Annotated in this window: 18 protein-coding genes; 7 read left to right on the top strand and 11 right to left on the bottom strand. The window is 67.9% G+C overall.

Going from position 1 to position 24,422, the window contains the following annotated elements; all coding sequences use genetic code 11:
* The first annotated feature begins 5 nt into the window (after nt 1-5).
* A complete protein-coding gene (locus IPK85_23940; GenBank protein ID MBK8250420.1) occupies nt 6-2,699 on the top strand; it encodes a CHAT domain-containing protein in 2,694 nt (897 codons plus the stop codon).
* Here the strand turns inward: IPK85_23940 and IPK85_23935 are convergent.
* The gene (locus IPK85_23935; GenBank protein ID MBK8250419.1) at nt 2,696-3,316 is read right to left on the bottom strand and encodes a hypothetical protein; all 621 of its coding nucleotides are present in this window, start codon (nt 3,314-3,316) and stop codon (nt 2,696-2,698) included. The genes IPK85_23940 and IPK85_23935 overlap by 4 nt on opposite strands.
* Entirely contained in the window at nt 3,313-3,834 is a 522-nt protein-coding gene (locus IPK85_23930) for a sigma-70 family RNA polymerase sigma factor (protein ID MBK8250418.1), read from the bottom strand. The genes IPK85_23935 and IPK85_23930 overlap by 4 nt, the downstream gene beginning before the upstream one ends.
* Nucleotides 3,835-3,959: 125 nt before the next feature.
* On the opposite strand from IPK85_23930, the gene IPK85_23925 reads away from it, so the two are divergent.
* Entirely contained in the window at nt 3,960-4,529 is a 570-nt protein-coding gene (locus IPK85_23925) for a hypothetical protein (GenBank protein MBK8250417.1), read from the top strand.
* Here the strand turns inward: IPK85_23925 and IPK85_23920 are convergent.
* Both IPK85_23920 and IPK85_23915 read right to left on the bottom strand, forming a co-directional pair.
* The gene (locus IPK85_23920) at nt 4,526-4,990 is read right to left on the bottom strand and encodes a MarR family transcriptional regulator (protein MBK8250416.1); all 465 of its coding nucleotides are present in this window, start codon (nt 4,988-4,990) and stop codon (nt 4,526-4,528) included. The two genes, IPK85_23925 and IPK85_23920, sit on opposite strands and share 4 nt — an antisense overlap.
* A complete protein-coding gene (locus tag IPK85_23915; GenBank protein MBK8250415.1) occupies nt 4,987-5,382 on the bottom strand; it encodes a VOC family protein in 396 nt (131 codons plus the stop codon). The genes IPK85_23920 and IPK85_23915 overlap by 4 nt, the downstream gene beginning before the upstream one ends.
* Nucleotides 5,383-5,605: 223 nt before the next feature.
* On the opposite strand from IPK85_23915, the gene IPK85_23910 reads away from it, so the two are divergent.
* Complete coding sequence (locus IPK85_23910) at nt 5,606-8,653, top strand: hypothetical protein (GenBank protein MBK8250414.1); 3,048 nt, start codon at nt 5,606-5,608, stop codon at nt 8,651-8,653.
* Between the two features lie 49 nt (nt 8,654-8,702).
* On the opposite strand, the gene IPK85_23905 is transcribed toward IPK85_23910, so the two are convergent.
* Complete coding sequence (locus tag IPK85_23905; GenBank protein MBK8250413.1) at nt 8,703-9,497, bottom strand: carbon-nitrogen hydrolase family protein; 795 nt, start codon at nt 9,495-9,497, stop codon at nt 8,703-8,705.
* 37 nt (nt 9,498-9,534) lie between these two features.
* A complete protein-coding gene (locus tag IPK85_23900) occupies nt 9,535-10,977 on the bottom strand; it encodes a DUF839 domain-containing protein (GenBank protein MBK8250412.1) in 1,443 nt (480 codons plus the stop codon).
* 177 nt (nt 10,978-11,154) lie between these two features.
* Here IPK85_23900 and IPK85_23895 point away from each other — a divergent pair, with 177 nt between their 5' ends.
* The 3 genes from IPK85_23895 to IPK85_23885 all read left to right on the top strand — a co-directional run bounded on the left by IPK85_23895 (nt 11,155) and on the right by IPK85_23885 (nt 14,435).
* Nucleotides 11,155-11,679 carry a ferritin gene (locus tag IPK85_23895; protein MBK8250411.1) on the top strand — a complete coding sequence of 175 codons (525 nt, stop codon included), beginning with the start codon at nt 11,155-11,157 and terminating at the stop codon, nt 11,677-11,679.
* A 119-nt stretch (nt 11,680-11,798) separates the two neighbouring features.
* Complete coding sequence (locus IPK85_23890; protein ID MBK8250410.1) at nt 11,799-12,437, top strand: DUF305 domain-containing protein; 639 nt, start codon at nt 11,799-11,801, stop codon at nt 12,435-12,437.
* Nucleotides 12,438-12,455: 18 nt separating this feature from the next.
* Entirely contained in the window at nt 12,456-14,435 is a 1,980-nt protein-coding gene (locus IPK85_23885; protein MBK8250409.1) for a hypothetical protein, read from the top strand.
* A gap of 72 nt (nt 14,436-14,507) precedes the next feature.
* On the opposite strand, the gene IPK85_23880 is transcribed toward IPK85_23885, so the two are convergent.
* Both IPK85_23880 and IPK85_23875 read right to left on the bottom strand, forming a co-directional pair.
* Nucleotides 14,508-16,091 carry a hypothetical protein gene (locus IPK85_23880; GenBank protein ID MBK8250408.1) on the bottom strand — a complete coding sequence of 528 codons (1,584 nt, stop codon included), beginning with the start codon at nt 16,089-16,091 and terminating at the stop codon, nt 14,508-14,510.
* 80 nt (nt 16,092-16,171) lie between these two features.
* Nucleotides 16,172-17,761 carry a DUF4173 domain-containing protein gene (locus IPK85_23875; GenBank protein MBK8250407.1) on the bottom strand — a complete coding sequence of 530 codons (1,590 nt, stop codon included), beginning with the start codon at nt 17,759-17,761 and terminating at the stop codon, nt 16,172-16,174.
* 266 nt (nt 17,762-18,027) lie between these two features.
* On the opposite strand from IPK85_23875, the gene IPK85_23870 reads away from it, so the two are divergent.
* Nucleotides 18,028-20,016, top strand: a complete 1,989-nt coding sequence (locus IPK85_23870) for a TonB-dependent receptor (protein MBK8250406.1) — start codon at nt 18,028-18,030, stop codon at nt 20,014-20,016.
* 38 nt (nt 20,017-20,054) lie between these two features.
* Here IPK85_23870 and IPK85_23865 read toward each other — a convergent pair whose 3' ends face one another.
* The 3 genes from IPK85_23865 to IPK85_23855 form a co-directional block, all read right to left on the bottom strand.
* Complete coding sequence (locus IPK85_23865) at nt 20,055-21,455, bottom strand: HAMP domain-containing protein (GenBank protein MBK8250405.1); 1,401 nt, start codon at nt 21,453-21,455, stop codon at nt 20,055-20,057.
* A 53-nt stretch (nt 21,456-21,508) separates the two neighbouring features.
* On the bottom strand, nt 21,509-22,195 hold the full coding sequence (locus IPK85_23860; protein ID MBK8250404.1) for a response regulator transcription factor: 687 nt from the start codon (nt 22,193-22,195) through the stop codon (nt 21,509-21,511).
* 118 nt (nt 22,196-22,313) lie between these two features.
* Nucleotides 22,314-24,365 (bottom strand): PAS domain S-box protein, encoded by a 2,052-nt coding sequence (locus IPK85_23855; GenBank protein ID MBK8250403.1) that lies wholly within the window; start codon nt 24,363-24,365, stop codon nt 22,314-22,316.
* Nucleotides 24,366-24,422 lie beyond the last annotated feature (57 nt).

The raw sequence follows: 24,422 nt of genomic DNA, 5'->3' as shown, positions 1-24,422 counted from the left end.
GGGGGATGCTGGCTGCGCTCCTCCTGCTCCAGGTCACCACCAACGAACCGCGGGCCATCGTCGACGGTGCGACGATGGCCGCCGAGCGCGGGACGATCGCCCAGTGGCTGGCCCCCTGGCAGCGCCGGCCCACCAGCGATCGTGCGGCGAATCTCGCACGGGGCTCCGCCGCCTTCCATCTCTACCAGTTCGCTGAGGCCGCGTCCCGGCTGAGGCGCGCGGACGCGGGTTCAGCCGACGACATTGCCCGGCTGGCCCAACTCGGCCTCGGCCGCATTCTGGTCCAGCAGGGGCGATACCTCGCGGCCGACTCACTCCTGATCCGAGTCGACGCGCAGTCTCGCGCCGCGGCAGACACCGCGACGGCCATCGAGTCGCTGCTCCTGCGCGCCGGCATCGGGCGCCGGGTGCGCTCCGCGGCCGCGGCGAACGCGATCCTCGACACCGTCGAGGCGCTCGGCGCCAGCCGACGCCCGAACCTCGCGGCGTCGATGCACTGTCGTCGGGCCGGCAACGCCGCCCTCACCGGCGACTATGCCGCCATGCGACGCCTGGCCCAACTCGGCATTGCTGCTGCCCAGACCGCCCGGAGCCTCCGCCTGGAGGCCGCCTGCCACTTCGTGCGCGCCACAACCTTCGCCCGCATGGGCCTGAGTGACTCTGTCAGTCGGGCGATGGACACGACGGTCGCCCTGCAACGGCGCAGCGGTGACCTCATCGCCTTTGGCGCCGCCCAACAGTGGGCCGGATTCTACGCAGTATCGTTAGGTAACGTACAGGGAGGCGAACGGTACCTCGCCGAGGCGTGGACCGCCGCCACGGCGTCCCGGAGCGTGGACGTGCTGGCGTGGACGGCCTTGTCGCGCGCGTCAGCGAGTACCACGCTGAACAACACACGCGCCGCTCGGCGATGGCTGGCCACGGCGGACTCGCTGATGCGGCTCTCTGGCGACGCCGAAGGGCTCCGCACCGTGTTGCGCATGCGGGCCATCACCGCCTTCGCGGCCGGTGACACCTCGCGAGGATGGCCCCTGGCCCTCGAGTTCCAGCAGCAGGCAGTACGCGCTGGTGACGTGACCGCGCAACGCGACGGCCTGTTCACCCTGGTCCGTCACGCCCTGATCGCCGGTGACCGCCCGCGGACCCGCGCCTACCTCGACTCCCTGGCCACCTTGATCCGCGGGCGAGGCATGCAGGGCTTTGAACCTTCGTTGCGTGCCATCGCCGGGGAAGCAGCGCTGCTCGACGAACAATGGAGCACCGCCCGGCGCGAGTTCGATGCCGTCCTGGGCTCCCTGCACGCTTCCCAGTACGCGTTCCGCCACGCGGTGGAGACGATGCGGGCGATAGCCCTGGTGCGCGATGGACGCCTGGCCGAGGGGGCCGCAGCAGCGCAAATCGCCGAGGACGAACATCGGCGATGGCGCGCGTCGATCGCCGACAGTGCCCTGCGTCGATTTGCCACGGCCACCGAACGCGGCGGGTTGACCTACCACACCGAGCTGGTGCGACTCCTCGCTGGGGGAGGACGACACCGCGAGGCACTCCGCCTGGCGGAGTCCCAGCGCGCGCTACGCCTCCGTGAACAGTTGCTCGATGCCTCCGCCTGGGCCACCGGGAATGCGCGTTCACGACCTGAGGCCGCCCCAGTCGAACTTGCGGAGGTGCAGCAGCGCCTCCCGGATGACAGCACGGCCGTCGTTGAATACGTGCTGGGGGAGTTTCGCATGCCGTCGGTGGCGCTGGTCATCACGCGTCGGGGCGCGTGGTCCTTCGACCTTCCGTCCGCCGTGGACCTTCGGCCGGAGATCCAGCGACTCCTCGCCGCGGCCGAGCAGGGACGTAGCACGACCACGAGTTCCCGCGCGCTGGGGCGGGTCCTGTTTGAGCCGCTGCGTGTGCCGTTCGAACGCGCTGGCATTCGCCGCGTGATCATCGTGGCCGACGGCGCGATGCACCTCATTCCGTTTGTACTACTTGAGGTTGGCGGAGTGCCCGCCGTGGGGCGTTGGACCATGTCCGAGGCGCCATCGGTGGCGGTGGCCATGGACGGATGGACGCGCCCGACGCGCGTGCCGTCGGGGCCTATCGTAGCCCTCGGCGATCCCGTGGTCCGCACGCCAGGGGGACGCACACGACCGCTCCCGGGAGCCAGGGACGAAGTGCGCGCACTCCAACGCAGGAGTGCCGGCGCGATGGTCCGCGTCGACGGCGGTGCCAGCGAATCATACCTCAAGGCGTTGCCCACCACGCCGCGCCTGCTCCATGTCGCCGCCCATGGCGAGGTGGACGACTGGGATGGGCGACAGGCAGCACTCTTGTTGTCAGCAGACGCCACCAACGACGGCCGGTGGTTCGCCGGGGAGATCGCCACCCTCCCCTTTGACGACACGCTGGTCGTCCTCTCCGCCTGTCGCACCAACCTCGGCGACCTGATCGCAGGCGAGGGGGTGACCGGCCTCACCAGCGCGTTCCTGCAGGCGGGGGCCCGGACCGTGCTGGCGACGGCGTGGCGCATTCCTGACCGCGAGATCGTCCCGCTGGTGGAGCGATTCTACGATGGCCTTGGCGCCGGCCTGACGGCCGGTGCGGCGCTGCAGGCGGCCCAGGTGGACGCCCGCCGGCGGGGGGCGCCGGCCTCCGTGTGGGCCGCCTTTCGTCTCGTCGGCGATCCGTACCTGACGGTGTCGCTGCGTTAGGGAACGACTCGGACGCGCACCAGCGGCGAGCGCGTTTCGTTGCCGTCGGCACGCCGGGCCACCACCAGCCAATCAACAGCTTCCGTGCCTAACGGGAGCACCGCAGCCGGCACGGTGAGGGAGGAGTCACTGGTCACACTTGAGTGCAGTGCGGTGCCCAGGGTGTCCAGGAGCTCCACGCGATAGGCGTCTGCCCCGGCGACCGGATGCCACGCCACCGTGATGGCGGTCCCGGTCGCGACGGACGACGGCGCCACGACGCGCACCGCCGTGGTGTCGTCGGCCCGGACGCCGGAGGTCCCGGCGGCCGGTGCCCGAAAATAGAGCGTGACCGCGAGGAGCGCCGTGGCCGCGGCGGCGAGGGGCATCCACACACGACGCAGGGCCGAGGGCGCCACGGCGCGCGCGGCCTGGCTCGTGGCCCGGAGCAGCTCGTACTCGGAGCGACAGGCCGCACACGCCATGACATGGTCGAAAACCCCGGCATCGCGCTCGTGCTGCAGCCGGGCGGTCGCCACACGCTGCACGTCCTCGAGGTGTGCGCACCCCACGCGCGTCGCCGCGCGGCGGCGCGCCAACAGTTGCTGGTAGGCGACCTGCAGTTCGTCGTTGGTCATTGGTCGTTGAGGTTCGAGCGCAAGTCGTCCATCCCGCGCGACAGCAGGTTTCGCACCTTCCCCTCGCTCCACCCCAACCGCTCCACGATTTCACGACGGTCATACCCGGCCAGCGACATCCGTACCACCATCCGGCGCGACGGGACGAGTTGGCCGAGCGCCACCTCGACGCGACGTGCGAGGTCGTCGGCCTGTACCCCGTCATCCGCGCCACCGCGTTGCGCCACCCCCTCCAGCACCTCCGCCGACGCCTCCACCGACCGTCCGGCCTCGCGCCGCCGGCGCCGGAGCATGTCCAGCGCCGCCGTCGTCGCTGCCTGATATACGTATGACGTCGGGAGGGCCGTGATCTCCTCACTCGAGCTTCGGCCACGCCACAGCCGGATCCGGAGGTCCTGGATCAGCTCCTCCAGGTCGGCGTCGTGGAGCGCGTGTCGGGCCGCAATGCTGCGCACCATGGTGCGAAACCGCCCGAGCACACTTTCGAGCGCCTGGGAGAGGTCGCCAGGGGCAGTCATGGACGGAACCTAACCTCGACCCGGGCTGAGACGGATGCGCATTGGCGACGTGAGACATGGTGGGAGCGCCGCGGTCCCCCCAGTGGCCTCCGCTCACCCATACCCCGGATTCCTCCATGCGCACCATGCATCGTTCACTGCTCCTCTTGGCCACCACGGCTGGGCTCGCGACGGAAGCCCAGACCCAGGGCCGCGAACTCTTCGGGATGTTCTCCGTCGGGCCAGCCCTCCCCATGGGAACGTTTGCCGATGATTTCGGCGCGGGGTGGTCCGTCTCGGCCGGCGTCGGACGCGCCCTCGCGAACAGGAATGTCGAGCTCCGGGGCACGGCGACCTATGGCTCGTTCGGCGTCTCCAGTGAACTCGGCGGCGGCTCGGGGACCAGCACGCCGTTCGCCATGACCGCCGACCTCCTCTATCGCATCGGGAAGGCGGACGCCCAGCTGCGTCCCTACCTGGTTGGCGGCGCCGGTCTTTCCTCGGTGGGTTACTCGTCCGAGTACTCGTACGAGCCGGGCGGCGGCGGAAGCTCGTATTCGGAGCGAGACAACGGGATGACGGTGGGCGCCGGCGGCGGCGTTATCGCACAGCGCGGGCGCACGGGGTTCTTCGCCGAGGCGCGGTATGCGATCGTCACCGGGAGTGACCACAGCCACCTGCCGATCACGGTCGGGGTCCGGATCGGCGCTCGTTAGGCTGCGGGTTCGGGGGACGGGGATCGGACCCGGCGTCCCCCGATCACCACCTCCAGCCCCGTCAGGGCCCGGCTGAGCTCATCCCGGGAAGGATCATCGAGGGTCTCGAGTAACTCGGCCAGCATGGCCACCCGTCGCGCGCGACCATCGAGCAGGATCTTTCGTCCCCGCGTCGTCGCCTCGATGCGACTCACCCTCCCGTCTGCGGCGTCGGCGCGTCGCTTGACGAGACCTTCGGCTTCCAGGCCCTGCACCAGGCGGGTCATGGTGGGCGGCTTCACCTGTTCGGCCGCCGCCAGTTCCGTGATGGTCACCGGACCGGCGAACACAACGACCGAGAGGGCAGAGAGCCGCGGCCCGCTGAGTCCGGTCGCTTCATCCACCTTCCGCAGGCGACGCAACAGGTGGATGGCAATGGAGTGCAGCCGGTCCGCGGTCGCCAGGAGCTCGGACACCGTCAGCTCGCGACCGGGACCTCACTCATGAGCAGCAAGGTGTTCCCGTCCGGGTCGGCGAACTCGCAAAGCCAGAGGGTGTAGTTCGGCGCCTTGTGCGCGATGTGCGGCGCGTCCTTTACCAGGGCGCCCCGCGTCTTGAGCGTGTCGTAGGTCGCCTGGATGTCAGCGACCTTGAAGTAGATCGCCGATCCCCGCTGGTCCTTCGCGCCGTCTTCGCGCACCCCAACGAGCAGTCGCACATTCCCAGCCATGAAGAAGGACATCTGCGGCGGCGCCGTGAAGAGATGCTGCAGGCCGAGGGTATCGCGGTAGTACGCCGTGGCCCGGTCGAGGTCGGAGACGGGGACTAACAGCTGCCCAACGGTCGCGGTCGAGAGATCTGCGTTGGAGGACATGGGAGTTGTGGGTTCAGGGGATGCGCACCGCCGGCCCGGCCGTCTGCCGGACTGCCGCCTGGCGTCTGGCGTCTGGCGTCTGGCGTCTGGCGTCTGGCGTCTGGCCAGATACTTAGCCTCGCTAACAATATGCGTCAACCCCGCGATACTCCCGGTACCGTAGCCGTTCCCGACACCCGTACCGGAGCGCAGATTCCGGCTCGAAACCTTCGCCCCGCCCCCTGTGCGCACCTTCGCCGTTCTCCTTGCCTCCGTGGCCGCCGTGCCGGCCGTGGCCCAGACCCCCTTCGATGGCCTCCGCGCGCGGTCGATCGGCCCGGCCGTGATGGGCGGGCGCATTCACGACGTCGAGGTTGATCCTCGCGAGCCGGCCACGATCTACATTGGCGCAGCAGCTGGCGGCATGTGGAAGACGACTAACAAGGGGACCACCTGGGCCCCGGTCTTCGAGGGGCAGCCGGACAATACGTTCGGCGACATCGCGATCTTTCCCGGCGACTCGCGCGTGATCTGGGCCGGGACCGGGGAACAGAACAACCGCCAGAGCTCCTCGTGGGGTGGTGGCATTTACCGGTCCACCGATGCCGGTGCCACCTGGACCTTCCTCGGCCTCAAGGAGACGGCGAGCATCGGCCGGGTTGTTCCGCACCCGACCGACGCGAACACCGCATGGGTGGCCGCCGTCGGCAACTTGTGGAAGCCGAGCATGGAGCGTGGCGTCTTCAAGACCACGGACGCGGGCCGGACGTGGAGCAAGGTATTGTTTGTCGACTCGCTCACCGGTGCCACCGAGCTGGTGATCGACCCCCGCGACCCGAACGTCCTCTACGCCGCGACCTACCAGCGCCTGCGTTCCACCTTCGGGTTCAACGGTGGCGGCCCGGGGGCCGGACTGTACAAGAGCCTGGACGGCGGCACGACCTGGAACAAGATCGAGCTCGGTTTGCCCACCGGTGACAAGGGGCGCATCGGGCTGTCCATCGCCCTCTCCAATCCGAGCGTGCTCGTCGCCACGGTCGAGCATCCCGGCCAGGGTGGCCTCTACCGCACCGAGGACGCTGGCGCCACGTGGAAGATGGTGAGCCGCCAGAACCCACGGCCCATGTACTACTCCAAGCCCTACATCGACCCAACCACGGACAAGCGCGTGTGGCTGATGGGGGTGCAGCCCTCCAAGAGTGAGGACGGCGGCACCACGTTCGAGGGGATGCCCAACTCCCCAACCTATGACCTTGGCCTCAAGGACGACCACCACGCGCTCTGGATCGATCCACGGAACCCGCGCCACCTGCTGCTCGGCGGCGACGGAGGGCTGCACGAGTCCTGGGACCTGGGCTACACCTATACCCGCATCAACAACTTTGCGATCGCCCAGTTCTATCGCATTGCCGTGGACAACCGCGATCCCTACTGGATCTACGGCGGGTTGCAGGATGCACATTCGTTCATGGGGCCCAGCCAGACCAACCACTGGTTAGGCATCCTGAACAGCGACTGGCGGCAGATCGGGTTCTCCGATGGCACGGGTCACTCCGTGGACAAGCGCGGACATCGGTACGTGTACTCGACCTCGAGTGGTGGCAACCTGACGCGCGTGGATGCGGAGACGGGAGATCGTTACGACATCCAGCCGCAGGCACCGTCCGGCGAGTCATACCGGTTCGACTGGACCGCACCCATCGTCGCCTCGCAGCACACGGCCGGCACCGTCTACCTCGGAGCCAACAAGCTGCTCATCTCGCGCGACTTCGGCTCCACCTGGACCGCGACGAAGGACCTCACGCGCCAGGTGAATCGCGACACGCTACGCATCGGAGGCGTTCTCAACACGGAGATTCGCATCTCGCGCAATGACGGCGAGTCCAACTTCTCGGAGATCACGACCGTCGCCGAGTCGCCCCTCGACCCACGCATCCTCTGGGCGGGAACGGATGACGGCAACGTACAGCTCTCCCGGGACGGCGGCCTGACCTGGACCGAACTCAGCGCGGGGATCCGCAGTGTCCCCAGCGGCTCGTTTGTCGACCGGATTGTCGCGTCAAGCAGCGGGCGAGGCGCCGCCTATGTCACGATCGACAACCACCGCGTCGGGGACTTCGCGCCGCACGTATTTCGCACGACGGACTTCGGGCGCACGTGGACCCACGTCACGTCCGGCCTGGCCGCCGACGCCCCGGTGCGCTCGATCGCCGAGTACCCCGGCAAGGGGCACGTGTTGTTTGCCGGCACCGAGCGGTTTGTCTACTTCACCGTAGATGGCGGGGACACGTGGCAGCGACTCGGCGCGGGACTGCCCACCACGCGGTACGATGAGCTGATCGTTCACCCGCGGACGAAGGACCTCGTCCTGGGCACCCACGGTCGGGCGATCTGGATTCTCGATGACGTGTCGCCGATCGCCGACTGGACCCCGGCGGTTGCCGCGAAGGGCGCGCACCTGTTCCCGGTGCGACAGGCCACCATCATCAACTACTGGGCCGACGTCTCCACCGCTGCCCACGGCATTTATGCCGCGGAGAACCCGATGGAAGGCGCCATGTTCACCTACCACCTCGGGCGGGCCGCACAGTCGGTGAAGTTCACGATCACCAACGCGGCGGGCCGCGTGATCCGCGAACTCCCCGGCCCGAGTGCCGGTGGTGCGGCACACCGGATCAACTGGGATCTTCGGTACGCGCCGGCGAGCGGGCCGGGCGGTGGCGGAGGAGGTGGGGAGGAGGGGGTGCCACCTGGCATGCAGGGCGGACGCACCACCGGGCGCCAGGCACTTCCCATCCCGGTGCACAACATCGGACCGCGCGGGTTCTACGTCTCACCGGGCACCTACACGGTGACGATGGATGTCGATGGGGCGAAGAGCCGCCAGACCTTCACGGTGCGCGGTGATCCGACGTCCATGATTACGGTCGCGGAACACCAGGCGCGTGAGGCCTTCCTGCTTGAGGCGCAGGATGTGCAGGCGAAGTTGACTGACGGCATCGCGAAGTTCCGCGCGAAGCTGGGCAGCGCCACGGCGGCGGACTCCGCTCGTTATGCCCCACTCGTGCAACGGCTGGGATTGGCGCCCGCGGCCGGCGGCCCTCGCGGGGGCGGTGGTGGTTTCGGGCGTCCGCGCGGCCCGATCGCCGCGCTCGCGGCCCTGCCGGGCGCATGGAATGGCAACGGGGCACGTCACGGTGGGCTCCAGGCACCGACGGGGACGCACCGCAAGGTGCTCGCCGACGCCAAGGCCCTGCTGGTTGAGCTGCAACGCGCGCTCGCTACACGGTAGGAGGGCAAACCACACGGGGCCTGGCGGCACCGAGCCCGGTGCCGCCAGCTCAGCCCTCGCGATAGCGCTCCGGCGCATAACGACGCGCGAGCAGTCCGGTGGCGGCCGACCGATCGATGTCAACGATCAACACCCCGGGCTCACCGTACGGCAGGTGGGCGTGCAACTCTCCCAGCGGGTTGATGACCGTCGTGGCCGACTCCTGAAACCGCACGCCGTAGTTGACGCTGGCAAACCAAATGGTGTTCTCGCGGCTGCGCATCAGCATGGCCTTTTCGTAATACGGATTCGCCACGTCGCCCCACGTGGTCAGTCGCGGCCCCGTGCGATCGCTCCCGGTCAACTGCGGATGAAAGACGATGTGCGCGCCCCGCGCCGCCGCCCACCGCACCGTTTCCGGATACCGCCACCCTTCGTGGCAGATCGCGATCCCGAAGCGCAGCCCCTCGAACTCAAACACCCGTCGCGTATCTCCGGGTATGTAGGGGGCGTCCTCGCTGGGGTCGAGCTGGTTCTTGGTCTGCAGGCCAAGCACCGCCCCGTGCGCATCCACCACCAGCGACGCGATCTGGCTTCCAGCGGGCGTCACATGCTCGACCCCGACGATCATCGCGATTCGTGACGCTCGCGCGATGGCACGCACCGCGATCGTCGCCCGTTCCTCGTCCGCCGCGGACCAATCGGGCACATCGAAATCCTGGCCGCGCAGCCCCGGCAGGTACGCCTCGGGAAAGCAGACGATCGCCGCCCCGCGCCTGGCCGCGTCCGCCGTGTACGCGCGGACGTGATCGAGGCCGTCGGCAATCGACGACGGAATCGGGGGAGAGGCGAGGGCGATGCGCATCGGCGGGCGGGTTACCGCACAAACTACCGCCGTGAACTCACAACGGCCCGTCCGCCCACGGCCCCCACATGGCGTAGGTGACGCTGGCGTTGGTCCCCGTCACGGTCGCCGAGCCCTGCACGTTGAAGAAGAGCACCTCGCCGTCCGGGCTGAAGCAGGCGCCGGCAAACTCCCGGGGGCCAGGGCGCCCTTCCACCACGGGGTGCCGCACGAGGTCGAGGATGCGTCCCGATCGGTCCAGCCCTCGCACGAATTGGTCGTCGGAGCCGTCCTCACAGATCACGAGCCCCCCCCGCGGGGTGCGAACAATGTTGTCCGGCGCATCCAACACCGCCGCTGAGGGTGATTCAAACACGAGCGTAAGACGACCCTTCGCGGCGTCCACGGGTTCGTAAAAGAACACCTGACCTGCCTTCGCGTTGCCGCCGTTCGTCGAGACGATGTAGATGCCGCCGTCGCCGGCCCAGGCCCCCTCGAGGCGCGCGAACACCGCCGCCCCCTTGGCCAGTCCCTCGCGGAAAACCGCCGCGGGGTCACTCTCAGCGGCCGCGGGATCGGGCGCTTCGATGTCGATCCAGTGCGCGGAGAGCGTCGTTCCGGGCAACAGGTCGCGCGCCGTCACGAACCCTGGCCGCCCGTCGATGGCCAGGATCTGCAACCGTCCCCCTTCGGCGAGGTGGTCCCGCCGCTTCGGGATGAAGCGGTAGAAGCCAGCCCCAGGCCTGGCGGGATTCTCCGGGTCGTACCAGGCGTCCTCCGTCTCGTACACCATCCCCGTGCGGGGGTCGACGGCTACGGCCTCGTGAACGAAGCGCCCCATCGCCGTGAGCGCGACGGGCGATACCGTCGCGCGCGCCTCCGCGGGTACCTCAAATACGTAGCCATGGGGCCGTGCGAAGCCCTGGGATATCCCGTTGCAGTTCTCCTCCGCGCTGAGCCAGCTCCCCCAGGGGGTCGGCCCCCCAGCGCAGTTGACCCGCGTCCCAGCCAGGCTGATGAACTCATCGACGACTTCCACGGTCCGGTTCATGCCGCCTCCCGACATGCGGAGTTCGAGCGAACTGGTTCCTCCACTCGCGCGCGGATCGTAAGCGGGGGATCCGATTGCCCGTCCGTCAGCGGCGGCGTCAGTCATCTCATGGTTCCGAATCAGCCGGACGTTGCCATTCTCCAGGGGAAAGGCCGCCATGCCGTCAAACGCGTTCGGCACGGTCAGGTCGGGGTGACCGGTAGCCGGCCGAAGTGCCTGCGAGATGCGCACGACCTTGAACCGCTCGGGGATCTCGAATTCCGGGCAATCGGGACTCCGGACCAGCGGTCCATACCCGTAGGCCTTCCAGTCATCCAGAGCGCGGCGCCGGTCATCGGGCGCGGCCCAGCTCCACCGAGCCAACCCGGCCAGGGTCGGGGTTGCGGCGGCCGTCGCGCCATAGCGCCATACTCGTTCGAGGAATTCGCGTCTTGCCCGCTGGGTGGCCATCTTCACTATGCTCCGTCGACCGGGTGCATGTCGCGCATGCGCCAAATTTCAGCGGCGCCTGCCCCCACCGCTATCCGGGATCTGGCTACATCCCTGTCACGAGCCATCGCCGGGCACCAACCGCACCTGCGGCGGTGTCTGGCGGGCCGACGGCGTTTCCCAAACCGAGGACCGAACATGCTGATTTCGAAAGCCATGAACGTCGCGATGAACGAGCAGGTCGGGAACGAACTCGCGGCCTCCCACCAGTACATCGCCATCGCCGTGTATTTCGAGGGCGAGGGGCTCCCCATGCTGGCGAAACACTTCCACGCGCAGTCCGCCGAGGAACGTGTACACGCCATGCGGTTCGTGAAGTTTCTCTCGGATGCGTCCGCAAAGGTCACGATCCCGGCGATTCCCGCTCCTCGTGCGACCTTCAAGTCCGCCGAAGATGCGGTGCGCCTCGCACTCGAATCCGAGATGCGCGTGACGAGCCAGATCAATGCCCTGATGGACCGCGCAGTCAAGGAAGGCGATCACCTGTCCAAGAACGAACTCGAGTGGTTCGTGCGCGAGCAGCGCGAGGAGGTGACGAGCATGGACACCTTATTGCGCATGGTGAAGCGCGCGGGCGAGAGCGGCCTGTTCTTCGTCGAGAGCTTCCTCCTGAGCGGAGGCATGGCGGGTGAAGCTGGAGCGGAGGGGGGCGCAGCGGGATAGGCATCGAACGGCAGGGGGCAGAGGGTGGACCGCCCACCCCGCATGGCGGTCGCCCTGCCCTCGCCCGATGGCATCCGACCACAACCTCCCTGATCTTTCTCCTGTCCAACCCCCGATCCATGCGACTCAGGACCTTGTCACTCCTCACTCTGGCCGCGGCTGCCGGCTGCACGGGCGCCCGCCGACCTCCGTCCCTGATGGGTCCGGAGGCAGCCATCGCACGTGCGCGTGCCGACTCCCTCCGCTACCCGTATACCGTCGCCGACATCGAGTTCATGTCGGGGATGATCCATCACCACGCGCAGGCGATCCAGATTTCCAAGTGGGCGCCGACGCGTGGCGCGAGCCCGGCGATCATTCGACTGACCGAACGGATCATCAACGCCCAGCGTGACGAGATCGCCCTCATGGGCACCTGGCTCGCGGACCGCAACCAACCGGTCCCGGCGGCGGACACCCTCGGGACCGCCAACCATGCCGCGATGGGCCACGCCGGCCACAGCATGGCGATGATGCCGGGGATGTTGACCGCGGAGCAGCTCGCACAACTCGACGCGGCACGCGGCGGCGAGTTCGACCGCCTGTTCCTGACCTTCATGATCCAGCATCACCGTGGTGCCGTCGACATGGTGAAGACGCTCTTTGCCGCACACGGCGCTGGCCAGGACGAAACCATTTTCAAGTTTGCCTCGGACGCCGAGACGGACCAGACGACCGAGATCAATCGCATGTTGCAGATGTTGCTTGAACTTCCCTAACCCCCGGAGGCCCCTGGGATGAACGCCAATCGTTTGCTGCACCGCGCCACACGCGCCGCGACCGTCGTGCTGATCGCGGCGTGTGCGCGCAACACCCCCGCTCCCACCCCGACACCGGTCATCGACCCACGCAACGATGCACGCGTGGGCCTGAAAGCCGGACTGCACGACGCGGGCGAGGCCGTCTCGAACCTCAAGATCGTTTCCAAGGCGGTCTCGCCGCCGGGCTTTGCCGGAATCACCAACTCGGACCTGGCCTTCACCGGCAACTACGTCATCCAGGGGAACTACAACGGCCCGGTGATCTGGGACGTGTCCAACCCCGCGCAGCCGAAGCTCGTCACCGCGTTCAGCTGCCCGGCTTCGCAGAACGACGTCTCGGTCTACAAGAACCTGATGTTCATGTCCGCCGAGGCCAATAACGGACGCGTCGACTGCTTGCCCGGCGGTGTGCCCGACACGGTCAGCGCCATCCGTTTCCGCGGCGTCCGCGTCTTTGACATCACGGACATCAAGAATCCCAAGGTCGTGGCCAACGTGCAGACCTGCCGCGGCTCGCACACCCACACGGTGGTCGAGAGCCCGCGCGACCCGAACAACATCTACATCTACGTCTCGGGCTCGGCCGGCGTCCGCTCACCCAACGAACTGCCCGGGTGCGTCTCATCGAACCCGAACACGGACCCGAACTCGTCGCTCTTCCGCATCGAGATCATCCGGGTGCCGTTGAACAACCCGGCGGCCTCCGCCGTCGTGAGTCGCGCCAACATCTTCACCGGCCTCACCGCCACGCCGAGCCATGGCGCAGCCCCGGACGACATCGCCGCCGCGAAGGCGTCGGCCGATCGCGCCCGCGCTGCGGGCGGCTTTATCGCGAAGAACCCTTCGCAGGGCACGGACATGGTGGTCGCGGGCCAGATGCTCCGCATGTTCCTCGACTCCACGGTCAAGGCGCGCGGGGGCACGGGCGCTCCCACGGCAGCCGACTCGGCCACGCTCCGGACCACCCTGCAGTCGTACGTGGATCGGTTCTTTGCCCCGCAACGCGCGGGGGCCCCGATTGCCGCGGGCCGTCAGTGCCACGACATCACCGTGTATCCGTCGTTGGGCCTTGCCGGTGGCGCCTGCGAAGGTCACGGGATCCTGCTCGACATCTCCGACCCGGTCAACCCGATGCGTCTGGATGCCGTGGCGGACTCCAACTTTGCCTACTGGCACTCGGCCACGTTCAACAACGACGGTACGAAGATCCTCTTCTCCGACGAGTGGGGTGGTGGTGGCGCCCCGAAGTGCCGCGCGACCGACAAGATGGAGTGGGGCTCGAACGCCATCTTCACGATCGAGAACCGGAAGATGAAGTTCCAGAGCTACTACAAGATCCCGACCGTGCAAACGGCTCAGGAGAACTGCGTCGCCCACAACGGATCCCTCATCCCCATCCCGGGGCGCGACGTCATGGTGCAGTCGTGGTATCAGGGTGGCATCTCCGTGTTTGACTGGACCAACCCGGCCAAGCCCTACGAGATCGCGTTCTTTGATCGCGGCCCCGTTGACTCGACCCGTATGGGGAGCGGCGGCTCGTGGTCGGTGTACTGGTACAACGGCTCGATTGTCTCTTCCGAGATTTCGCGCGGAATGGACATCGCGGACCTGGTGCCGAGCCAGTTTGTGTCACAGAACGAGATCGACGCCGCCAAGACCGTGCGTTGGACGCACCTCAACGCCCAGGGGCAGCCGAAGATCGAGTGGCCGCCTTCGTTCTCGCTGGCCAAGGCGTTCGTGGACCAGCTGGAGCGCAACAAGTGCCTGAGCGCGTCGCGGATCGCGACGGTGCGTGGGTCGCTGTCGACCGCGGAGCGGGCGAACGGTGGTGCGCGCACGACGGCCCTGTCGACGCTGGCGACGGCGCTGGAGGGTGATGCCCGCGGGTCATGTGACCCGAACCGCGTGCAGATGCTGATCAAGGCCGTGAAGGACTTGTCGAGCGTCGTGTCCTGATTCACGCTGGGTGTGTCGTGCGAGCGGGCCGTCCGAAAGGGCGGCCCGCTTGCATATCAGGATCCGCCGGCCCTAACGCGAAAGTACCGTGAGGCGCGTCCTTCCACGGTCGTCCAGCTCGATCGCCACATCGGCCTGTCCCGCCCCGGCGGCCACCAACGCGGCCTGGCGCTGGTCCGGGGGCAAGGCATTCAACGACGCGACCGAGCGCGGCAACACCTGGCCGACCACGCGCGCTCCCAGTTGCTCCGCACTCGGCATCAAGGTGATGGCCGGCCCCACGACCAGGAACGTGCGCCGGCTGAACGCCGGGCCGATGCGATCGAGGAATCCCCGGACCTCGGTCAGGCGTGGACCTTCGACCTTGCTGAATGCGATCTCGAACTGCGCGACCCGCGCGATCGCGAGTAGAGCGACCACCAACGGCAGGGCCGCAAGCAGGCGGCGATGTCCCGTGGGAACGGACGACGGGCCTCGGGGCAACGCCGCCGCGACGAGGAGGAACGCGAACGGGGCCAAGGTGCGCGTCACGGCTTGCACGGCGACAAACTGCGCAATACCTGCGGCCGCGAGCAGGCCCAGCGTCACCGCGGGATCGCGCGCGACCCGCGCCTCACCGCTCAGCCCCCGCGCCGCGAGGAGGAGCGCCAGCAGGGGTCCGACGAGCATGTAGCCGAGGGTCCAGCGCACGGCAAGCCACGCATTCGTCAGGACAATCGTCGCGTACCGAGCGACAGTGAGCGGCGTGGACGACTGCGATTGGACCCCCTGCGCCCACGCCTCGGGATCAGACCATGGCGCGTAGGTCCACGGCGACGGCCCGAAGCGCGCGACCGCCACCGTGCCAAGCTCCGAGACCGGCACCGTGTCGTAGGCCGCGTGCGCCCCCATGTGACGATCGGGGGTCTGGCCGTCGCACTCGCGCAGGAACCAGCAGGCATTGAGCGAACCGGTCACGCCAAGCGTCGGATGTCCCGCCGACACGCTCAGCGGCTCTACCCAGAGCGAGGCGAGCAGCACCATCGGCCCCAGGTACAGACCCAACCGGCGCGCATCGCGCCACGCAGGGTCCCGCCAGGCGAGGACTGCTGTGCCAACAATCAGCCATGGCCACATGGAAGTCTTTGCCAGGAAGCCCGCCCCAGCCCACAGCCCCGCCAAGCCAACGCGGGGCTCTGTTGCACGCCACAACGCCACCCACCACCCCACCATGCACACCAGCAGCAGCAGGTCCGGCGTGACCGCACTGATCCGCACAAGGACCAGCGACGCGATGAGGTAGGCCGACCATGCGGCGGCCGTGGCGACGACGCCAGCCTTGGCCATCGCGCGGTGCAACACGAGGGCTCCGGCACTCACCACCGCCGCGTTGAGCAGGTGAGCGGTCGCGACGCTGGGCCCAACCACGGCGAGCAGCAAGGGATACAACGGAGACCAGTACCCCTGAACAAACGACGCGAAATCTCCCGACCGGACGGCCCGCGCGAGGTCGAGGTACGCCACCCCGTCAGGATTGACCTGGTCCCGGGTGATCCAGGCGAACCCGACGGCGAGGATGATCGCGGCGGCGCACCACAGGTGATTGACCCACGGTGCCCTCGCCTGCGCCAGTGGTGCCGGCGGCGGTGTCCGCGGTGCGCGCGGTCGTTTGGACATGGCGGGAACGTACGGAGATCCTCGGCACAACGGCAGCGGCGCGGCCATGATGGCACGGCCGCACTTGGGCACGACCAGTGTCAGGGGCGCAGGTGGCCCGGCAGCGCCGCGGGACAGGCCAGCGCTCGCAGTTCGGCTTCGCGGGCACGGACCGCGTCCATCGCGTGGCGTCGGCCGAGGTTCCACTGCGTCCATCGCCGGGTGAAACGTTCCGTGGACGTCCCGGTCCAGCGCTCGAGCAACGCGGCCGCGGCTCGGCACCGCGTCTCTCCGTCCGCGACGGCACCGGCCGCCTGGGGCCGAAGCATGGCGCCGACGACCGTGGGGACGGCGTCACCACCTAACGACGCTACATAGGGCCAGTCCAGGCCCATCGCGGGGGAGCTGGCGTCCGCCGCCCGGTTGAGGTGTTGGCGCGTCACCCAGGCGTCCGGGCCCATGGCGTTCAGGCCGAGCAGGATGGCAAATCCGCTCGCGACCGCGCCCGTCGCGAATCCCCGCGGCCGCTCGCGCAACACGGTGACACCGAGCCATGTGGAGACAACGGCGAACCATGCCATGAACGCCGTCGCGTACAGGCGATCCAGCGAGATGCCATAGAAGCGCACGTAGAGCTGCATCCGCGCAAACGCGGAGATGATGATGACGCCGAGCAGGACCAACAGGATGGCGGACAGCCCGCGGTACAGCTGCCGGCCACGCGTGTCCGCATTGGGCACCAACGCTCCCACCACGAGGAGCAGCGGCAGGAGGAGGACGGATACCATCGTCAGCTCGGCAAACCCGCGACGCGCGTACGCTGCATACGTGAGGCCGGTCGTCCGAAGCACCAGTCCCTCCCCGCCAAACAGCCACCCCACCTGGACGGCCACAAACGCCGCGAAGATGAGGCAAAGCCCCCCAAGCAGCATCACCAGATCGGTGACGCCGAGTGCGAGGGGAAGCGGCCATTCCGGTTCGGCATTCCGGTGGGCGCGTTCGAGGAGAGCCCGACGCATCCATCCAGCGGCGATCCACGCAAAGAACCCGCTGATGATCAGGTGCGAGAGCACCTCATCCAATCGCCAGTCCGGAAGCCGCAGATACGACGCAAACACAGGATCCGCGCGCGTGAGCAGTGTGGCAAACAGCAGGAGCACCGGGCCGGCGATCACGGCGGCTCGACCCAGCCGGCACGCGCGCACATTGCCCCAACGACGCGTCTCCTGCAGTGCGGCCTCGCGCAACACGAGCGGAATGGCACCACCTGCCACTCCGCGCACCGTCCCCACCGCCGATTGGACGAGATCCCGAACGCGCGCGACCCCAAGACCGGACACTGGGATCGCCGCATGGCTGAGCACGAACAACGTCAGGGCCGCCAGGCCGCCGAGCACGTTGAAGACGTGCAGCATCGGTGCATCTCGCCACGCCAGGAGGAACGCGCACAGTACCGCGAGACCGAGCCAAAGACGGCTTTCGCGACTGAGCCGTTCGGGCCGTAACCGGGCGAGCCCGATGACCCCGGCCGCGAGCGTTGCCATCCAGGCGCCAAGTCCGATCCCCCATGGCTCGTCCCGAAGGAGGAGGTCCGCACTCAGCCCAAGGACCGACGCGCAGACAAGCACCCGCCTCGCGTGCACGGCCGACTCGGCGCCGGTGACGCTGGTATTTGGAAGCGGGCTCGGCATGTGTGGGGCGTGGTGAATGGTGGACGTCGCGCGACTTGCAGAGTACTTTACATTGTAAAGTACAGAGCCACAAGAGTGCTCTTCTTGCTGGATCGCACCCGCAATTGCGAATGGCACGGCGGCGAACTGATCAACGATTGACACGATCTGCGCGTCTCAGTAGCGTCCCGCGCCCATTCATGACTGGTTCATTAATCGCCCGTCGCGCACTGCTGGCTGTGTGCGCGGCTTCATCGGCTGCCGCACCGCAAGCGCGCAGGGATACCGTGGCGACCCGGCGCGATTCCGTTCGCCGTGACAGCAGCGTGCATTCGCTCGGCGCGGTGAGTGTCGTGAGCGCCGCGCGGGCGACAGCTGTTGTTGGCGGCGCTGGCGTGCTGCTCCTCAAGCCGATGGAGCTGCGCTCCTCACCGGCCCCTTCATTGGATCAGGCGCTCCGCGAATCGCCGTTCGTCCTGGTGCGCCAGAATTCCCGGGGTGAAATGGAGATTTCCGTGCGGGGGTCCGACTCCCGACAGGCGGCCGTCCTCTTTGATGGCGTGCCACTCTCGCTGGGATGGGATCACCGGGCGGATCCCTCGCTCATCCCCATCACGGGAAGCGAGCGATTGGTCGTGGTCCGGGGTCTGGGTTCGTTGCTGAACGGGCCGAACACCCTGGGAGGATCGATCGAGATCACGCACGACGCGCTCTCCCAGCCGGCTGGGGGCCAGCTGTGGGCCGGGGCCGGCGTCGATCAATTTGGATCGACGGTGGGAACCTTCGGCTATGCCCGCCGCGTGGCGGAGTTCGGCGGTGGGGCCTTATCGACCCGCGGTGGAATGGCGCATCGACAGCGCGATGGTGTCGCGTTACCGAACGATGTGACTGACCCCACCCAGAGAAACGGCCTTCGCACGGGCACTGACCTCAGGCAGCTCGACGCCTTTCTGTCGGCACGCTGGAACAACACCAAGGGTGCGTCCATCGGCATGATGTACTCCGCCTATGACGCAGAGCGCGGCGTCCCACCGGAGGAGCACCTCTCCGCACCGCGCCTGTGGCGTTACCCACTCGCCCGGCGGAGCATCGCCATGCTCTCGGCGGGCACCGGCACCTTCACGACGCGGCTCGGGGTGGGATCGCTTGACCTTGGCGTCGGTGTCAATCGCGGCGACGTCAGGATCGAGACCTATGCGGGACGTGACTTCACCACCGTGAACGGATCCGAGCTCGGCGATGAGCGCACGGTCACCTCACGAGCCCTGCTCACCCACACCCTGGGCGTGGCAACGTTGCGTGCCGGCGTGACCGGTGCTGACATCCGATACGCCGAGACGTTGACGCCATCCGCCGCGTCCAACTATCGACAGAAGCTGTCCAGCGCCGGGATGGAGCTCGACGTCCCGGTGGGAGATCGCACCCGGCTGGCCGGTGGGGTGGTCTTCGACCGATCCACAACCCCGGAGACGGGTGGGCGGACGCCTGGGCAGGAGTCCCTCGACAATCCGGGCTGGCGACTCGGCGCAGCGCATGACCTTTCACCCCGAGTCCGCTTGCATGCCAGCATCAGCGAGCGCTCGCGTTTCCCCGCTCTGCGCGAGTTGTATTCCGGTGCGCTCGACCGATTCCGCCCGAACCCGGACCTCCGTCCCGAGACGCTGCTCGGCATGGAGGGAGGGTTCACGGTGGACCGCGTCATCGCGTCCCTGCCGCAATCGACCATCCAGGTGATCGCATTCCGACATCGGATGGAAGACGCCGTGGTGCGCATCACCCTGTCCAACCCCACGCGGTTCCAGCGCATCAATCGCGATCGCATCGCGAGCGCCGGTGTGGAGCTCCTCGGCGGCTTCGCCTTCGGCACCTACGCGGGGCGCCCCGTCACCGTGCATGGCGACGCCACCCTTCAGCGCATCAGGATCTTCGACCAGACCGCAAACGACCAGTCGCGTCGCGCGGAGAACAACCCGGAGCAACGTGGACGTCTTGAGCTGGGCGTCCCACTCCCTGCCAACCTCACGCTGTTTGGCGTCGCTCGGCACACCGGTCGCCAATACTGCCTGAACGGTGACACGTCGCGCCTCGATACGCTTCCCGCGAAGACCGCGGGCGACCTGGCGGTGGAACGCAGCATCTCCACGGGGCGCACCGGACCCTTCCGCGTGCTCAAGGCCCTGCTGTCGCTGGACAACATCGGCAACACCGCTGTCTACGACCAGTGCGGCCTGCCGCAGCCAGGGCGCACCCTGCGCGTGACCTTCTCGGCGCGGTAGCCGGCCCGCGAGCAAGCATCTGCCGCTGCAGTCTACTGTTAGCCGCGGGTGATGATGGGAGCAACGGGCAGGGTCAACTGGAACTCCGTGCGGCCCGGGCGAGAGTCCGCCACGACCAACTGTCCGCCGTGGAGCACCGCCAGGCGTCGGGCAATGCCGAGTCCGAGGCCGGCGCCAACCCCGGCAGCCGATCCCACGCGCGAACGCGCCGGATCCAGTCGCACAAATCGTTCGAAGATGTGCTCCCAGTCCGCGCGGGGTATCCCCGGACCGGCGTCGATCACCGACACTACGTAGCGGTCCTCGTGGCGCCGCAGGGACACCTCGATAGTGCCACCAACTGGCGAATGTCGCAGCGCGTTCTCCAACAGATTGAGCAGAATGCGACCGAGCAGGTCGGCATCACCCAGGACGGACGCGCCGACGGCGTCCGTGAACTCTACCTGCACGCGCGGCGCGACCGCCAGCGGGCGGACGGCGCGGACCGCATCGTGGATCACTTCCTCCAGGTACACCTCGACGGGCGCCACGGTGACCTGGCCAGCGTCGGCCCGCGCGGCGAGGAACAGGTCCTCGACCACACGCGACAAACGGTGCGAAGCGTCCCGCATGACCCGAAACGACTCGCGATACTCCGCCTCGTCCCGGTGGTCCCGCGACAACGTCACGTCGGACTCGGCGCGCAGGATGGCCGCCGGCGTGCGCAGTTCGTGGGACGCATCGGCCATGAAGCGCTTCTGCTGGTCAAACGCGTACTCCATGCGATCGAGCAGGGAGTTGAGGACGCGGGCGAGGTCTCCGAGTTCATCCGTGGTGTCCGCCGGCAGGCGTTCATACAGCGTCGACGCGCTGATCTCGGCCGCGCGCGAGGCCATGGCCGCCACCGGGGCCAGCGAGCGGCGCGCAAGGAGCCATCCCCCTGTCGCGGCGGCGAGGATCAGCAAGGGAATCGCGAGGAGGAACATCGTCCGGATTCTCCCCAGCGTTGCCTCGATTTCCCGAACGGGATATGCACCGACGACCCAATAGGTCATTGGGGCAAGCGCAAAGGGACGCGCACGAATGCGGTAGCCGCCGTCCGCGTGTTTGACGTCGAGCGAAAAGGGCTGCGAACCGACGCGCTGCATGGCGGCAGCGATTTCGGCCGAGTCGACCGCAATGGGGTGCGCGACCTCGACCGAGCCACCCTGTGGCGCCGACATCCCAACGACCGCCCCGGTCGCCTCGAACGCCCAGATGTCGAGGTCCCGAAAGCGGACTTCGCTGAGTGTGGTGCGGATGGCGCCGGTCGCACTCTGGGCGAACCGCCGCTCCGCAGACACTTCGCGCGTGATGGCCATGAGGGCATCGTCGATGAACGCATCGGTGCGATCACGCAGCGAGTCGGCAAAGACCGCGTAGGACGCGATCGCAAAACCAACCAGGGGGAGCGCCAGCATGACGGTATACCATGCCGTCAGACGGAGACGCACCGACCTGCGGCCGATCCCGATCACGTCGACGCGTCGGCGGGCGGGGACAACAGGTATCCCGTTCCCCGCAGCGTCACGAAGAGGGGAGTCGCCTCACCGTCATCCACCTTACGGCGCAACCGACTGGCATAGACGTCGATGACGTTGGTGTAACTCGGGCGATGTTCGTCCCAGACATGCGACATCAACTCCGCGCGGCTGACCACGCGCCCGGCATTGCGGGCCAGGAGGAGGAGGAACGCGTACTCCTTCGCCGTCAGCGCAATGGCGCGCGGCCCCCGTCGCACCAGGGTCGATCGCGTATCGATGGTGAGGTCGCCCACCGTGATGATGGCCGTGGCCGGTTCAGCCTGGCGCCGGAGGATCGCCCGAAGCCGCGCCAGCAACTCCCCGAACTCGAACGGCTTGCTGAGGTAGTCGTCTGCCCCCGAGTCCAACCCGGCGATGCGTTGCTCAACGGCATCAAGGGCGGTGAGCATGAGGATCGGCGCGCGATACTCCGCGGCCCTCAAGCGTCGGCACACCTCCAGTCCGTCCATCCCCGGAAGACGGACGTCGAGCACGATGGCGTCATGGCTACCCGTAGTAGCCATGCGGAAAGCGTCCGGCCCCGTCGCCGCGAGGTCGACGGTGAAGCCCGCTTCGCGCAGGCCACGCGCGACCGTGCCAGATAGCGAGAGGTCGTCCTCGACGAGAAGCAGGTGCATGCCGGAAAGCTACGGCGCACGCAGCCTTCCCTACCACCGGCGCGCCCCGGCCGGTCCCCTCAGGGCCACCGCTCCTACCCAGCCACCTCGTAGTGGGCCCCGTTCCCGGTCGAGGGTGTCAGCTGCCCGTCCCCGCGGACGCCGGAGCGACGCGGCGCCCCCTCGGCACGGCATTGAGTGCCGTCGCCGCCGCCCGGCCGAGGTCGTGCAGGGAATGCGGCTTGGGGAGCACCACCCGAACCCCGAGCGCCCGCGCCTCAGCTTCCGTCTCACGACTGCCATACCCCGTGCACAACACGACCGGCAGGTCCGGGTAGAGCGCGCGTGCGTCGCGTGCCAGGTCCAAGCCGGACATCCCCGGCATCGTGAGGTCGGTGATGAGTAGTGCGACCTCGCTCCCACGCCGCCTGAGCTCGCCCAGGGCGGCTTCACCAGACGGCACGGCGATCGCACGATATCCCAGGTGCTCCATCGTACGCGCCCCCACCGATCGAACGTCCGGTTCGTCGTCCACTAGCAAGACCAGCTGCCCCGCCCCCCGTGCGCGATCGAGCCCCATGACTGGCTCCTCGACCTGTCCGACCGCCGCCGGGAAGTACAACCGGAAGCTCGTCCCCACCCCTTCGGTGCTCGAGACCGACACGTCGCCGCCGTGCGCGCGCACCACGCCATGCACCATCGCGAGCCCCAGGCCAGTGCCTTCTCCCACGGGTTTGGTGGTGAAGAATGGATCGAAAATCCTCGGCAGGATCGCCGGCGGCATGCCACACCCGTTGTCCGTCACCGTGATTCGCACCATGCGGCCCGGGGCAACCACGATGCCTTCGCGGGCCACATCCCCGGGCGCAAGCTCGACGGCGGCCGCGTCAATGGAGATCCGCCCACCTCCACGCGCGCGCATGGCGTGCCACGCATTGGTGCAGAGGTTCACGATGACTTGCTGGACCTGTGTCGCGTCGGCGTGAATGGCCAGTGACGCGGGATGGGGCAGTGACGCTACGATCTCGACAGTCGATGGAAGCGAGGGACGCAAGAGCCCCATGGCGTCCCGAATCACGGCGTCAATCATGATGGTCGTGCGATCACCGACCTCCCCGCGACTGAACAGCAAGATGCGGCGTACGAGGTTGGCTGCGCGATGTCCGGCCTGCAGGATAGTGCGCAGGCTGCCCTGCGCCTCGTGCCCTGAGGGCAGGTCTTCGATCGTCTGTTCCGCTGACGAAATGATCGCCGTGAGGATGTTGTTGAAGTCGTGGGCGATCCCACCGGCGAGGGTGCCCATGGCTTCCAGCTTCTGCGCACGCCGCAGTCCCGCCTCGAGTTCCTGTCGCTCCAGCTCCGCGCGACGTCGCTCGCTGACGTCGCGAAAACTCCAGACCCGACCGACCGTCACCCCGTCCACCACCTGTGGGCGCGAATAGCGCTCGAACATCCGGGCATCGCTCAGCTCGAAGGTGTCCATCGACTCCGCCTGGGGGTTGGCGTAGAGTCGTTCCACGGTCCGGAGAAAACCGTCCGGGTCCTTGAGCTGCGAGAGCACGAAGCCGAGCGCCTGGGCATCATCCCCGGTAGCGAGGACGGCATCCGGGATCCGCCACATGTCGGCGAATCGCCGGTTGAATCGCGCGATGCTGCGATCGATGCCAACGACCAGGATGCCGTCCGCCGTGGATTCGAGCGTGGCCTCGAGGAGGGAGACCGAACTTCGCAGGGCATCGACGGCCTTGCCGACGTCGCGATCATAACGCCCCTGCGAGGCGCGCAACGCTGCCTCGGTCGCCTTGCGATCGGTGATCTCTCGAAGGAAGTTGCAGTAGCGGACATGTCGGCCGTCGGCCGTCCGCTCGATATGGGTGAATTGTTCAACCCAAAAGACGCGGCCGTCCTTGCCGCGCACCCGGAACTCCATGGCGACGTCGGATACCGCCGGATCGGCTGCCCATGCCCGATACTGTAGCGTGACGGCTTCACGTTCCTCGTCCACCACGAGGTCCACCGATCGGCGCCCCATCAACTCCTCGGCGCGGTATCCCGTGGCTGCGGTCACCGCCGGGTTGCAGTAGGCAAAACAGCCGGCGGCATCGGCGATGTAGTACCCGATGCCTTGTTCCTTCAGTTCGTGTCCCCATGCCGGGGCGGTGGCCGCGGGCGGGCCCTGGTTTGCTGGCACGCGGTTAACATAGCGTCACCACCCGCGTTCACGCACTCGACACTGCAGAGGTGAGGT

The sequence above is a fragment of the Gemmatimonadota bacterium genome, assembly GCA_016712265.1.
Classification (GTDB): domain Bacteria; phylum Gemmatimonadota; class Gemmatimonadetes; order Gemmatimonadales; family Gemmatimonadaceae; genus RBC101.
The sequence above is the reverse complement of the archived record's forward strand: the minus strand, read 5'-3'. Positions and strand labels throughout refer to the sequence as shown.